The following is a 12,593-nucleotide window of genomic DNA, read 5'->3' as shown; positions in this document are numbered from 1 at the left end:
ACAAACCCTTGACTCTACGCGGTCAAAACGACCCAAGAGCCGGGATCAGGCCGACTTTCCGCCCTTGATCAGCTGCTTTACCGGTTTTGCGTGGCGCGCATGCTCGCGGTGGAACGCGACGATGCGCGGCGCGATTTCGCGGCGGAAGCGAGAGCCGTTGAAGACGCCGTAGTGACCGACATCCGGCTGCATGTAGTGCATGCGCATATGATCCGGGATGTTGGTGCAGATGGTCTGCGCCGCCTTCGTCTGGCCAACGCCCGAGATATCGTCGTTCTCGCCTTCGACCGTCAAGAGCGCGACCTTCTTGATCGCGGTCGTGTCGACGCGCTTGCCGCGATGCATCATCTCGCCCTTCGGCAGCGCGTGCTGCATGAACACCACCTGCACGGTCTGCAGGTAGAATTCGGCCGTCAGGTCCATGACCGCGAGATATTCATCATAGAAGTCACGGTGCTTCTCGGCGGCATCGCCGTCGTTTTTCACCAGATGGGCGAAGAACTCCTTGTGGGCGATCAGGTGCCGGTCGAGATTCATCGACATGAAGCCGGAAAGCTGCAGGAAGCCCGGATAGACCATGCGCATGAAACCTGGCTGCGGCCACGGCACCGGCATGATGACATTGTCACGGAACCATTCGATCGAACGTTCTTCCGCCAGCTGGTTGACGCCGGTCGGGTTGATGCGGGTGTCGATCGGGCCGCCCATCAGCGTCATCGTCGCCGGCGACAGCGGATCGTCGGCAGCTTCCATCAGCGCGACGGCGGCAAGCACCGGCACCGCGGGCTGACAAACGCCGATCACATGCGTGTCGGGCCCGAGGAAATGCAGCATCTGGATGACGTAGTCGATGTAGTCATCCAGATCGAAGGTGCCTTCGCTGAGCGGCACCATGCGGGCATCGATCCAGTCGGTGATGTAGATATCGGAATGCGGAAGCAGGGCTTCCACCGTGCCGCGCAACAGCGTCGCATAGTGGCCGGACATCGGCGCGACGATGAGCACCTTCGGATCGGGGGCGCGGCCCTTGGGAAGCGCACGCTCGAAATGAATGAGATTGCAGAATGGCGCCCGCCAGACGATGCGTTCGTAGATCGAAACCGATTGACCATCGACCACAGTCTCGGGAAGACCGAACTCCGGCTTGCCATAACGGCGGGTGGAGCGCTCGAACACTTCGAGACCGGCGGCGGCGGCGCGACCGAAATAAGTGTGCGAGACGGGGTTCATCGGATTGCTGAACGCGAGCCGCATGGCGTCGGCTGCCGTGCGCCACGGCGCCATCATTGCGTGGTTCAGTTCATAGAGCTGGTAGAACATGGGAAGCGTACCCCTTGGTTCAATCAACGACAACGCCGCTCCCGGTCGGACGCAAGCTTGCGATTGTTTGTCTTGGTGTCCGCAATCGCTGCCAGACTACCATTTTTCTTGTGCAGTGCAACAAATATACCCGTCTCGCCTCGATACAAGGCCTGAAGCCAGAATGAATCTGGATTCCTGACGATTTGCAAACGAGCTTGCTCGAAACTGGCCGTTTTCCGCTGTTTTCGTGCATTGAGGCGCGCTGCCTGACGTTTTCAGGGGAATCTGGCGCCTCGCCGCAGCAAAATGGGTACGCTCCTCTGTGGCGATGCAGCAAAGCCGCCATCACTCAGGTGGCCGCCACTTGGATGACTGCCTTCACCAGACCCGTCTTTTCCTCCGCCCAGCGCGGCAGATCGGCAACCGCGCCATCGAGCGTGGTGCGGTGGGTGATCAGCGCGTCGATAGGCACAAGGCCGGACGCGATCGACGCGACGACGTGGTCGAAATCCTGCCGGGTCGCGTTGCGGCTGCCGATCAAGGTCATCTCGCGCTTGTGGAACTCCGGATCGGAGAAGCGGATCTCGTCCTTGACGACACTGACGAAGACCAGGGTACCGCCATGGGCGACGTGGGCGAAGGCCGCCTGCATCGAACCACCGTGCCCGGTGGCGTCGAAGACGACATCGAAACCGTCGCCATCCGTCGCAGCGGCAATGCGCGCCGCCGCATCAACATCCACGACGATGCCCTTGGCAAAGCCGAGCTTGCGAACGGCAAAGTCCAGCCGCTCGGTACTGGTGTCGGCGAGCACCACGTCATGGCCGGCGATGCGCGAGAAGATCGCCGTGCCAAGTCCGATTGGCCCGGCACCGATAACCAGCGCCCGTGACCCGGCATCCGTCGATGCCCGGCGCACCGCATGGGCACCGATCGCCAGGAACTCAACGGTGGCGGCCGCCTCCGGCGACAGACCCTCCGCCGGATAAAGATTACCCTCCGGCACGACAATCTCCTCGCAGAACGCACCGTCGGTATGGACGCCGAGAACCTTGATGGCCGTGCAGCAGTTCGGTTTGCCCTTTCGGCAGGCAATACAAGCGCCACAGGAGAGATAGGGGTTGACCACGACCGGCGTGCAGGGCGCTATCGTCGTCCCTCGCCCGCCAGAAATCACCGTCGCCGAGATCTCGTGGCCCATGACCCGCGGATATTCGAGGAACGGATGTTTGCCGGCGAAGATATGGTAGTCCGTGCCGCAGATGCCGACATGGCTGACGGCAAGGCGGACCCAACCGTCCGGCACGGTTTCGATTGGCGTGCGATCGACGACCTCCAGCCGACCGGGTTGTGGGCAGAGCACGGCTTTCATGGCAATTCTCTCGAGTACGGCGGCGCCTAGCGGGCGCTGCGGCGACGCAATTGGTCGAAATAGACGATGACGATGATCAGCGCGCCGGTGATGATGCGCTGCCAGAACGAGTTGACGTTCAACAGGTTGGCGCCGTTGTTGATCGTTGCGAGGATAAAGGCGCCGAGCAGCGGCCCGTGCACCGAGCCAACGGCCCCAAAGAGGCTGGTGCCGCCGATGACCGACGAGGCGATCGCCTGCAGTTCCCAACCCTCGGCCTGGGTGGCGTTGCCGATGCCGATGCGCGAGGCAAGCAGCAGGCCAACGAAGGCGGCGCAGGTCGACGACAGGATGTAGGCGAGATAGATCGTGCGGTGGACGTTGACGCCGGAGAGGCGGGCGGCCTCACTGTTGGAGCCGACGGCGAAGAGATAGCGGCCGAACCGGCTCAAATGCAGGAAGACATAGGCCGGGATCGCCACCACGATCACCATCCAGAACAGGCTGGGAACGCCCAGGAAATCCGCCCGCGAAAAATTGGTGAAGGCCTCATTGGTGATCGAAATGGTCGAGCCATTGGTGATCAAGAGGCCGATACCGCGGAGCGAGGTCAGGGTCGCCAGCGTGATGATGAAGGGCGGCAGGCCCATGCGCACGATGCCGAAGGCGTGGAATGCGCCGATCAGCACACCGAAGGCAAGCGTCAGGATGATGGCGATCCAGAGCGGCACGCCGGCGGCCAGCAGCCAAGCGACGATAACGCTGGTGAAGCCGACCACGGCACCGACCGAAAGGTCGATGCCGGCGGTGATGATGACGAAGGTCTGGCCAACCGCAAGGATCGCCGTCATCGCCCCCTGGCGCAGCAGGTTGCTGATGTTGTTGGGCGTCCAGAAACTGTTGGTCGCGAAGCCCAACAGCAGCCAGAGGAACAGAAGCAACCCCAGGAGGGTAAGGCCGAACAGAATGCTCACGCCCTTGCGTGGTGCCGCGCTGGCGCCGCTCTCCACCGTTTCCGCACTCATCGTCTACCTCCCTGCATCCTCAAGTTTGTTTTTATCGGTTCAAACGCCAATTGCCTGCGTCAGCACTTCCTCATGGCTCGCGGCGCGATAGTCGTGGCTGGCGACCAGCCGCCCGCGCCGGAACACGTGCAGCCGGTCCGCCAGTTCGTAGACCTCGGGCAGATAGGACGAGATCAGGATGATGCCCGCCCCGTTCTCCAGAAGCCGCGCGAACAGGCGATAGATTTCCGCCTTGGTTCCGACATCGACGCCGACCGTCGGCTCGTCGAAGATGAAAAGCTTGGCGCCGTGGCTCAGCCACTTGCCGATGACGATCTTCTGCTGGTTGCCGCCGGACATGGCGGAGGCCAGCACCCGGCGTGACGGCGTCTTGATCTTCAGGTCGCGAATCTGGCGGTCGGCGTTTTCCCGTTCCTGCTGGCCATTGATCGTCAGACCGCGTGTCAGCCGGTTGAAAACCGGCAGATTGATGTTGAGGCCGATTGGCAGGTTGAGGCAGAGGCCCTGGTCGCGCCGGCTTTCCGGCGCAAGCGCAATGCCGAGGTCCATGGCCTTACGCTCGCTGGCGATCTCAACCTTGCGGCCCTGCCAGTAGATCTCTCCAGCCGTTGGTCGGTGCCGGCCGTAGAGGCCGAGCGCAAACTCGCTGCGTCCCGCGCCGATCAGCCCATAGAGGCCGACGATCTCGCCGGCGCGCACCGTCAGCGATACATCCTGGAAACCGGGACCGCTCAGGTTCCGCGTCTCGACGATCATCTCGCCGGGCGGAAAATGCTCCTTGTGATAGATCTGCTCGATCGTGCGGTTGATCATCAGCGCGATCAGTTCCGCCTCATTGGTCTCGCCGATCTTGCGGGTGCCGACATGGGTGCCGTCACGCAGCACCGAGACACGGTCGGCAAGCTCGAACACTTCCTCCATGCGATGGCTGATATAGACGATCGTCACGCCTTCGGCCTGCAGCCTTCGGATCAGCCGGAAGAGCTGTGCCGATTCCTGGCGGGTGAGATAGGCGGTCGGCTCATCGAAGATCAAAAACTGCGTGCCGCGCATGGCCGCGCGTGCCGTGGCGACAAGCTGCTGCTGGCCGATCGTCAGGCTACCAAGCACGGCACCGGCCGGCAGGTTAAAGCCGAGATCATCCAGCACGCTTTGTGCCGCATCGGTCATGGCGCGCTTGCGCATCAGGCCGTTGCGATTGATCTCGTCGCCGAGAAACATATTGGCCGCGACCGACAGGTGCGCGCAAAGTACGACCTCCTGGTGCACGGCATTGATACCGCGCTCAATCGCCTCCTGCGGCGTGCCAAGCTGAACGGGTTTTCCGCACCAGAAGATTTCACCGGATGTGCGCTTGATGACGCCGGTCAGAAGCTTGATCAGCGTCGACTTGCCGGCCCCGTTCTCACCGACGATCGCGTGAACTTCACCGGAAAGAAAGGTCAGCGACGCCGGCTTCAAGGCTTCGACGGCGCCATACTTCTTCTGCAGGGCGCGCAGCTCCAGGATAGGCTCGCCTTTCGGAACCGGATGGCGTGTCGCCACATGCAGTCCTTCGGTCCTCCCGTCGCGTGCCTCTTGCAAATCGGTCATCTGCGCATTCCTCCCATCGCAGAGATCGCTTGCGGCCGGTCCTCGTTCCGGCCGCAAGCGGGTGCGGCGGGCTCAACGCCCACCGCAGCCGTCGTCACTTGACCTTCGGGTTCAAGAGAGCGTCGATCTTCGGCTCGGCCATGTTGGCCTTGGTCACCAGATTGGCGCCGGTATCGACATTCGCCTCGACCTTCTCCTTCTTCGAGACCGCGAGCGCCGTCTTCACGCCATCATAACCCATGCGATAGGGATCCTGAACGACGAGACCGGCCAGAACGCCTTCCTTGAGGAAGCCGACCGTCTTGTCGTCGCTGTCGAAGCCGATCACCTTGATCTTGTCGCCGAGCTTGTTTTCGGCAATTGCCTGGCCGACACCCTGCGCCATGATCAGGTTGGACGCGAAGACGCCGACAAGGTTGGGATTGGCGGTGATCAGGTCGGTCATGATGTTGAGGCCGGTGGTCGCCTGGCCGTCGGCATATTTGTCGACGACGACCTTGAAGCCCGGATACTTGGTCTTGACCTGATCGAGGAAGCCTTCGCGGCGCTGGTCGAGCGAGCCGACGCCCGGAAGGCTGGTGATGATGGCGATCTCACCCTCTTCCTTGCCGCTCATTTCCTTGACCGCCGCAGCGAGACCATCGGCAGCGATGCGGCCGCCCTGGACGTTGTCGGTGGTGAGGAACGACGAGAAGGCCTTGGAGTCGGCACCGGAGTCGATGCCGATGATCGGAACGGCCTTTGCCGCCTCGTCGATCGGCTTGCCGAGCGCCTTGAATTCCGTCGGCGAAATGACGACGGCAGCCGGCGCGCCCGCAACCGCATTCTCGAGAATGCTGATCTGGCCGTTGATATCGGATTCGGATTGAGCGCCGAGTTCCGGTACGTTGACGCCGAGATCCTTGCCGGCGGCGCGGGCGCCAGCGAGCACGATCTGCCAGTAGAAGGACGTGGTATCCTTGACGATGATCGGGATCGTCACGTCCTGTGCGAAGGAGGCGACCGGCGACATGCCGGCGATCATCGCGGCGCCGGCCAAGGCGGTAAAGGCGCGACGGGTAAGGCTGCTTTTCAGAATGCTCATCCCAGGTTTCTCCTCTTGGTGCACCGTGTTCCACTTCTTGGAGATCGATCGCAGGTGCTGGCTAATCGACCTTTTATCGATAAAAAACATATTGGAATGCTAATACGACAATCCCGGCTTGGCAAGCTGCCGGAACAGCATTTCAGACGGCGCTTTAGTGCCGTCCGTTAAACCCGAACCGGCTCGTCCCCGAGCTCCGGTGCGACCAGTGTGAACGGCTCGAAGGCGGCGAAATCGGCGGCGGAAAACCGGTGCTCGACGAGCGCCATGTTCCGCGCCAGGCTCTGCGGCTTGGCGGTGCCGAGCAGCACCGAGGCGACCTGCGGACTGGCGAGCGGAAACTGCATGGCGGGTGCGGCAAGCGGCACGTTCATGCCGCGGGCGACCGCGTCCATGGCACCGACCTTTTGCCGGATATCTTCCGTTGCCGGCATGTAGTCGAAATGCGCGCCTTCGACCGGTCCCGTCGCCAGGATGCCCGAATTGAAGACCCCGCCGACGACGAGCGAAGTCTGCTTCTTCTCGCAGAGCGGCAGCAGTTCGGCGACAGCCGACCGGTCGAGCAAGGTGTAACGCCCGGCGAGCAGGATGCAATCGAGATCGGCCTGGCGCAGGACGTCGAGACAGACCGGCACCTCGTTGACGCCAAGACCATAGGCCGCAATCGTTCCCGAGGATTTCAGCTCCTCCAACGCCTTGAGGCCGCCCTCCAGCAACTGCCGTAAGTAGATCGCATTGCGGGCGGCGCCATGGGTATAGACGCCGATATCATGCACATAGAGGATATCGATGCGGTTGAGCCCGAGCCTGGCGTAGCTGAACTCGACCGAGCGCATGATGCCGTCATAGCTGTAGTCGTAGGTGACGTCGAAATTGAGCGGCTTCACATAGGAATAGTCCGGCACCTTGTCTTGCGGCACCGGATGCAGGAGACGGCCGACCTTGGTGGAGAGCACGAACTGGTCGCGCGGCTTATCGCGCAGGAAGTCGCCGACGCGGCGCTCGGCAAGGCCGAGGCCGTAGAAGGGCGCAACGTCGAAGTAGCGCATGCCCGACTGCCAGGCAGCGTCCAGGGTCGCCATCGCCGACTCGCGGGTGCATTCGCGGTAGAGGCCGCCAAGACCGGCGGCGCCGAAGCTAAACTCGGTCACCGATAGGTCGGTTCGACCGATCCGTCTCGTCTGCATTTCCCCGTTTCCTCCTCCAAGGATGCCTTACGTACTTAGAGCGTTGCGCCCAGATGCCAGGGCACGAACTCATTATCGCCGTAGCCGAAAAGCTCGCTCTTGGTCTTGCGGCCCGAAGCGGTCTCGATGATCAGATCGAAGATCTCGCGGCCAAGCCCGGCAATGCTCGCCTCCCCCGAAGCGATCAAGCCGCAATCGATATCCATGTCCTCTTCCATCGCCCGGTAGAGCGCCGTGTTGCTGGTAAGCTTGATCGACGGCGCGGGCCGACAGCCGAAACAGCTGCCGCGACCGGTGGTAAAGGCAATGACATTGGCGCCGCCGGCGACCTGGCCAGTGGCCGATACCGGGTCGTAGCCAGGCGTATCCATGAAGACGAGCCCGTGCTCGGTGACGCGTTCGGCATAACGGTAGACCGCGTTCAGCGGCGAGCGGCCGCCCTTGGCGACGGCGCCGAGCGATTTTTCGAGGATCGTGGTCAGGCCACCACGTTTGTTGCCCGGCGAAGGATTGTTATCGAGCGAGGCGCCATGCATCGCCACATAGCTCTCCCACCAGGCAATCAGCCCATCAAGTTTCAGCGCCACCGCTTCGTTGACTGCACGGCTGCGCAACAGGTGCTCGGCGCCATAGATTTCCGAAGTCTCGGAGAGGATCGCCGTGCCGCCGGCCGCGGCAAGGATATCGACCGCAGCACCCAGCGCCGGATTTGCGGTGATGCCCGAAAGCCCATCCGAACCGCCACATTGCAAACCGACGATGATCTCGCTGACCGGGATCGCAATACGGCGTTCCTTGCCGACTTCAGCCGCGATTTCCTCGAGAATGCCCAGCGCCTTTTCAACGGATCGACGCGAGCCGCCGGCTTCCTGGATGTTGAAATGACGTTTCCCCGCGCCGGCGCCGCTCTGACCATAGAGCGTCAACTGGTTGACCTCGCAGCCGAGGCCGACCATCAGAACGCCGCCGAAATTGACATGGCGGGCGTAGCCGGCGAGCGTGCGGTGCAGATTGGCCATGCCGTCGCCGGTCGAGGACATGCCACAGCCCTGATCGTGCACGATCGGCACGAAACCATCGATACCCTCATATCTCGGGAGAATGCGCCTGTTCGCCTCCTCGGCAATGGCGCGACAGACCGTGGTGGAACAGTTCACGCTGGCGACGACACCGATGTAGTTGCGCGTCGCTGCCCGGCCATCACCTCTTCGATAGCCCATGAAGGTGCGGGCCTTGTCGGCATCGCTTGCCGCTTCCGGCACCCCCTGTGGGCTGATCGCTAAGCGATCCTTGTCGAAGGCAAGGTTGTGGGAGTGCACGTGGTCGCCCGGCGCGATATCGGCGGTCGCCCGGCCGATCGCCTGGGCGTATTTCACGACCGGCTCGCCGGCGCGGATCGGGCGGATCGCGATCTTGTGGCCGGCATCGACTTTCGCTGCTGCATGAACATTGTTCGGCAGGGCGTCGCCAGCGGCAATCGCCAGCGTCGCCACGACGACATTGTCCTCCGGTGCGAGCAGGATGGTGGACGGCGCAGACACCCGGTTTCTCCCAAATGATTTTCGTTCTGTCTTTTATCTACAATAGACAGATAGCCGTCAATGGGTATTATAGCGAAAACATCGGCGGCAGGCCGAGACGCCCCGGAGCGACTTGGGAGGAACAGATGTGGATGACAGACGCAGACAAAACCGGAGCGACGGGATAGAGGAGCCTTCCGCGTAAGCGCAGAAAACTTCGAACGATCCGGACGTCGCCCATGGCAAAGCAGAACACCGTCTTCAAGGATGCCTATAACCGCTGCCTGAAGTTGCTGGCGGACACATCCTCGCTGCCCTCCGAGCCAGAACTCGGACAGATGCTCGGCGTCAGCCGGACGACGGTGCGCGCGATCCTCAGCCGCTTCGAGGAACTGCAGCTGATTGCCTGGGACAAGCGCAAAAAGAGCGTGCTGCGACAACCCCGGCCCGACGATTATTTTCCGACGGAAGAGACGGATTCACTCGCCGAGATCATCGAGCGCAGCTTCATGCGCCGGATTCTCGCCGGCGGCGCCGAGCCGGGCATGCAGATCAACGAGTTGGAACTGGCGCGCGACATTGGAACCGGCACGACCAGCGTGCGTGAATTCCTGATCCGCTTCAGCCGCTTCGGCCTGATCGAGAAGCGGCCGAACAGCCATTGGATCCTCAAGGGTTTCACTCGCGAATTCGCGCTGGAACTGACGGAAGTGCGCGAGATGTTCGAACTGCGCTCGGCCGCGCGCTTTGTCTCTTTGCCCGACAACCATCCGGCCTGGGATGAGCTTCGGGAGATCGAGGCTCTGCACCGGGACATCCTAGCCGACATCGACAATCGCTACCGGGAGTTCTCCGAGCTCGACGAGCATTTTCACCTGCTGGTGCACAAGGCATCGAGCAACCGGTTCATCGTCGATTTCTACGACATCATCGCGATCGTCTTCCACTATCACTACCAGTGGAACAAGACGAATGCCCGCCAGCGCAACGCCCGCGCGCTCGAAGAACACCTCGCCTATATCGAAGCACTGCGTTCGCACGACCCGGCCAAGGCGGAACAGGCCTGCCGGCGACACCTTCAGTCCGCTCGCGAAACCCTTCTCCAATCCATTCCATAGCCAGCTATCGGAGCCTATGCATGCCGACGCCGATCGTGCAATTCGGGACGAGCCGTTTCCTTCAGGCGCATGCCGACCTCTTCATCAGCGAAGCGTTGACGAAGGGGGAAGCGCCCGGTCCGATCGCGATCGTGCAAACGACAGGGTCGAGCGAACGGTCTGGACGCCTTGCAGCCCTTGCCCGGCCGGAAGGCTTTCCCGTCATCATCCGTGGCATCCAGGAAGGCGAGACGATCGACGCGACGCAGCAAGTGACAAGCGTGGCGCGCGCGCTTTCGACCGCCCAAAACTGGAGCGAGATCCGGGCGATTATCGCCGAGGAAGCCGAAATCCTGATCTCCAACACCGGCGACACGGGTTACCAGGTCGGCGACAACGACATGATAACCGACATTCCGCTTTCCTTTCCGGGCAAGCTGCTCCTGCTCTTGAAGGCGCGTTTCGACGCGGCCCGACGCCCGCTGACGATTCTTCCTTGCGAGCTCGTGTCGCGCAACGGCGACGTGTTGAAGGCGCTGATGCTGCGGCTCGCGGCGGAGAGGATGGGAAACAGCGCCTTTATCGACTGGCTGGACAAGGATGTCGTCTGGGCCAACACACTGGTCGACCGCATCGTGTCCGAGCCGCTCGAGCCTGCCGGTGCAATTGCCGAACCTTATGCGCTCTGGGCGATCGAAAACCAGTCCGGCCTGCGGCTCCCTTGCATCCATCCGTGCGTGAAGCTCGTGGATGACCTGACGCCTTACGAGAAGCTGAAGCTTCACATTCTCAATCTCGGCCACACGGTGCTCGCCGAGCTCTGGCTAAGGCAAGGTCGCGACCAGAACGAGACCGTTCGGAAAATCCTGGCCGACGCCGGCATTACCGCGCACTTGGACAAAATCTACCAATCCGAAGTGATCCCCGCCTTTGCCGCAAAAGGCCTGGAGAGCGAAGCGGCAGACTACGTGACCGCGACGCTGGAACGCTTCAGAAACCCGTTCCTCAACCACCGCCTAGGCGATATCGCCAATCATCATCGCGAAAAGATCGAACGGCGGATCGTCGATTTGCGGCGCTGGAGCCCCGGCGTAGCCATGCCTGAGCTCCAGGCAATCTGCGATCAGTAGCCGGATTCCTGCTTTTTCGGAGTCGACGTCGCCTCGCCGAGAAACTCCTGGCGTAATGCCGTCGTCGCGCGCACGAGCGACGTGACATCCGTGCCGATCGCCATGAAATCGGCGCCCATCTCGCGATAGTCTCGCGCCTGCTCGAGATCGAGCGTCATGATGCCCCGCGCCTTGCCGGCCTTCTTGATGCGCTCGAACGCGTCGGCGATCGCCGCGCGCACCTCCGGATGACCCGGCTTGCCGAGGTAACCCATGTCGGCCGCCAGATCGGAGGGGCCAATGAACAGGCCGTCGACGCCATCGAGCGCGGCAATCTCGTCGATGGCGGCAAGACCTGCGCGGCTCTCGATCTGCAGGATCAGGCAGATTTCGTCGCCGGCGGTCTGAAGATAGTCGCCGATGCGGCCGAACTCCGAGGCCCGCCCGAGGGCGGCGCCGACGCCGCGAATACCATGGGGCGGATAGCGGGTGGCGCGCACCAACTGCTGCGCCTGCGCCAGGCTCTCGACCATCGGGATCAGGAGGGTCTGCACGCCGGTATCGAGGATCTGCTTGATCAGCACGGTATCGCCCACCGGCAAGCGAACCATCGGGTGGCTCGCCGATGCGGAGACGGCACGAAACTGTGCGGACAGCAGCGGGATATCGTTCGGCGCATGTTCGCCGTCGATGAGCAGCCAGTCATAGCCGCTGCCGGACACCACTTCGGCCGCATAGGGGCTGGCTAGCGCCACCCAGAGCCCAAGCTGGAAGCGGTTTTCGCGCAGGGCTGCTTTGAAAGGGTTCTTCGGTGCCGGCATGGGTCGTCTCCTCCTGCTATGCGACGGGACGAGCGATGCCTCAATCCCGCAATCACGAGATTTCTACCGGCAAAGAAAAAAACCGGCCAGAACTTTCCGGCCGGTTTTTCAGATTGGGTACCGTATCTTACGCAACGCCGCCGAGGCAGACGTATTTGATCTCGGTGAACTCCTCGATGCCGTAGCGCGAGCCCTCGCGGCCGAGGCCGGAAAGCTTGACGCCGCCGAACGGCGCTTCCGCCGTCGAGATCAGGCCGGTGTTGACGCCGACCATGCCGTATTCCAGCGCTTCGGCGACCCGGAACACCCGCGCCAGGTCCTTGGCGTAGAAATAGGACGCGAGACCGAACTCGGTGTCGTTGGCCTGCTCGACCACGTCCGCCTCGTCGGTGAAGCGGAAGAGCGGGGCGACCGGCCCGAAGGTTTCCTCGCGTGCAACCGCCATCGCCTGGGTGACGTCGGCCAGAACCGTCGCCTCATAGAAGGTGCCACCGAGCGTGTGGC

The 12,593-nt window shown here is 62.4% G+C and carries 11 protein-coding genes; 2 read left to right on the top strand and 9 right to left on the bottom strand.

All coding sequences use genetic code 11. The features are described 5' to 3' along the window. Positions 1–45: 45 nt before the first annotated feature. The 7 genes from phaZ to IB272_RS32355 all read right to left on the bottom strand — a co-directional run bounded on the left by phaZ (position 46) and on the right by IB272_RS32355 (position 9,083). Complete coding sequence (phaZ, locus tag IB272_RS32385) at positions 46–1,320, bottom strand: polyhydroxyalkanoate depolymerase (protein ID WP_034801648.1); 1,275 nt, start codon at positions 1,318–1,320, stop codon at positions 46–48. Positions 1,321–1,651: 331 nt separating this feature from the next. Continuing rightward, a complete protein-coding gene (locus IB272_RS32380; protein WP_060583470.1) occupies positions 1,652–2,674 on the bottom strand; it encodes a zinc-binding alcohol dehydrogenase family protein in 1,023 nt (340 codons plus the stop codon). Between the two features lie 26 nt (positions 2,675–2,700). Beyond that, a complete protein-coding gene (locus IB272_RS32375) occupies positions 2,701–3,678 on the bottom strand; it encodes an ABC transporter permease (protein WP_034801644.1) in 978 nt (325 codons plus the stop codon). Positions 3,679–3,717: 39 nt separating this feature from the next. Further along, positions 3,718–5,271 carry a sugar ABC transporter ATP-binding protein gene (locus IB272_RS32370; RefSeq protein ID WP_034801642.1) on the bottom strand — a complete coding sequence of 518 codons (1,554 nt, stop codon included), beginning with the start codon at positions 5,269–5,271 and terminating at the stop codon, positions 3,718–3,720. A 94-nt stretch (positions 5,272–5,365) separates the two neighbouring features. After that, on the bottom strand, positions 5,366–6,355 hold the full coding sequence (locus tag IB272_RS32365) for an ABC transporter substrate-binding protein (RefSeq protein WP_034801640.1): 990 nt from the start codon (positions 6,353–6,355) through the stop codon (positions 5,366–5,368). A 167-nt stretch (positions 6,356–6,522) separates the two neighbouring features. After that, positions 6,523–7,542 carry an aldo/keto reductase gene (locus IB272_RS32360; protein ID WP_060583472.1) on the bottom strand — a complete coding sequence of 340 codons (1,020 nt, stop codon included), beginning with the start codon at positions 7,540–7,542 and terminating at the stop codon, positions 6,523–6,525. A 35-nt stretch (positions 7,543–7,577) separates the two neighbouring features. Next, the gene (locus IB272_RS32355) at positions 7,578–9,083 is read right to left on the bottom strand and encodes an altronate dehydratase family protein (protein ID WP_113135351.1); all 1,506 of its coding nucleotides are present in this window, start codon (positions 9,081–9,083) and stop codon (positions 7,578–7,580) included. A gap of 218 nt (positions 9,084–9,301) precedes the next feature. On the opposite strand from IB272_RS32355, the gene IB272_RS32350 reads away from it, so the two are divergent. Then, positions 9,302–10,180 (top strand): GntR family transcriptional regulator, encoded by an 879-nt coding sequence (locus IB272_RS32350; RefSeq protein ID WP_060580845.1) that lies wholly within the window; start codon positions 9,302–9,304, stop codon positions 10,178–10,180. A 20-nt stretch (positions 10,181–10,200) separates the two neighbouring features. After that, on the top strand, positions 10,201–11,289 hold the full coding sequence (locus IB272_RS32345) for a D-mannonate oxidoreductase (RefSeq protein WP_060580844.1): 1,089 nt from the start codon (positions 10,201–10,203) through the stop codon (positions 11,287–11,289). Here IB272_RS32345 and hpaI read toward each other — a convergent pair. Then, positions 11,283–12,089, bottom strand: a complete 807-nt coding sequence (hpaI, locus tag IB272_RS32340) for a 4-hydroxy-2-oxoheptanedioate aldolase (RefSeq protein WP_060580843.1) — start codon at positions 12,087–12,089, stop codon at positions 11,283–11,285. The genes IB272_RS32345 and hpaI overlap by 7 nt on opposite strands. A 127-nt stretch (positions 12,090–12,216) precedes the next feature. Further along, positions 12,217–12,593, bottom strand: a 377-nt coding sequence (locus tag IB272_RS32335) for an aldehyde dehydrogenase family protein (protein ID WP_192445767.1), incomplete at its 5' end; no start/stop codon positions are given.

Origin of the sequence: Ensifer sp. ENS08 (assembly GCF_014852195.1) — a bacterium.
Classification (GTDB): domain Bacteria; phylum Pseudomonadota; class Alphaproteobacteria; order Rhizobiales; family Rhizobiaceae; genus Ensifer; species Ensifer adhaerens.
This window is presented reverse-complemented; position numbering and strand designations above follow the sequence as displayed.